At 52.7% G+C, this 1,663-nt stretch carries 1 rRNA gene; it reads right to left on the minus strand.

The annotated features are described in order from the left end of the window. Window positions 1-17: 17 nt before the first annotated feature. Window positions 18-1,580, minus strand: a 16S ribosomal RNA gene (locus tag ACFOZ1_RS16390). Window positions 1,581-1,663 lie beyond the last annotated feature (83 nt).

Here is a 1,663-nt window from a genome sequence, read left to right on the forward strand (position 1 = left end):
GTTCCTATTATCCTTAGAAAGGAGGTGATCCAGCCGCACCTTCCGATACGGCTACCTTGTTACGACTTCACCCCAATCATTGGTCCCACCTTCGGCGGCTAGCTCCAAAAGGTTACCCCACCGACTTCGGGTGTTACCAACTCTCGTGGTGTGACGGGCGGTGTGTACAAGGCCCGGGAACGTATTCACCGTGGCATGCTGATCCACGATTACTAGCGATTCCGGCTTCATGTAGGCGAGTTGCAGCCTACAATCCGAACTGAGAATGGTTTTATGGGATTGGCTTGACCTCGCGGTTTTGCTTCCCTTTGTACCATCCATTGTAGCACGTGTGTAGCCCAGGTCATAAGGGGCATGATGATTTGACGTCATCCCCACCTTCCTCCGGTTTGTCACCGGCAGTCACCTTAGAGTGCCCAACTAAATGCTGGCAACTAAGATCAAGGGTTGCGCTCGTTGCGGGACTTAACCCAACATCTCACGACACGAGCTGACGACAACCATGCACCACCTGTCATTCGGTCCCCGAAGGGAACTCCCTATCTCTAGGGACATCCGAAGATGTCAAGACCTGGTAAGGTTCTTCGCGTTGCTTCGAATTAAACCACATGCTCCACCGCTTGTGCGGGCCCCCGTCAATTCTTTTGAGTTTCAGCCTTGCGGCCGTACTCCCCAGGCGGAGTGCTTAATGCGTTAACTGCAGCACTAAGGGGCGGAAACCCCCTAACACCTAGCACTCATCGTTTACGGCGTGGACTACCAGGGTATCTAATCCTGTTCGCTCCCCACGCTTTCGCACCTCAGCGTCAGTTACAGACCAGAGAGTCGCCTTCGCCACTGGTGTTCCTCCACATCTCTACGCATTTCACCGCTACACGTGGAATTCCACTCTCCTCTTCTGTACTCAAGTTCTCCAGTTTCCAATGACCGCTTGCGGTTGAGCCGCAAGATTTCACATCAGACTTAAAAAACCGCCTACGCGCGCTTTACGCCCAATAATTCCGGACAACGCTTGCCCCCTACGTATTACCGCGGCTGCTGGCACGTAGTTAGCCGGGGCTTCCTCGATAGGTACCGTCAAGGTACCGCCCTATTCGAACGGTACTTGTTCTTCCCTAACAACAGAACTTTACGATCCGAAAACCTTCTTCGTTCACGCGGCGTTGCTCCGTCAGACTTTCGTCCATTGCGGAAGATTCCCTACTGCTGCCTCCCGTAGGAGTCTGGGCCGTGTCTCAGTCCCAGTGTGGCCGATCACCCTCTCAGGTCGGCTACGCATCGTTGCCTTGGTGAGCCGTTACCTCACCAACTAGCTAATGCGCCGCGGGCCCATCTGTAAGTGGTAGCATAAGCCACCTTTCAACTTATCATCATGTGGTAATAAGTGTTATCCGGTATTAGCCCCGGTTTCCCGGAGTTATCCCAGTCTTACAGGCAGGTTGCCCACGTGTTACTCACCCGTCCGCCGCTCATTCCACAAACGTCACCCCGAAGGGATCTGTTTGCTTCCTGCGCTCGACTTGCATGTATTAGGCACGCCGCCAGCGTTCGTCCTGAGCCAAGATCAAACTCTCAAATAAAGTTGACTTTAAGCTCGCTTCTAAAAGCTAGCATTTCTTACTATATATCATACTGGTTGTTTTGTTCAGTTTTCAATGATCAA

Origin of the sequence: Gracilibacillus marinus (genome assembly GCF_042651725.1) — a bacterium.
Classification (GTDB): Bacteria; Bacillota; Bacilli; order Bacillales; family Amphibacillaceae; genus Gracilibacillus; species Gracilibacillus marinus.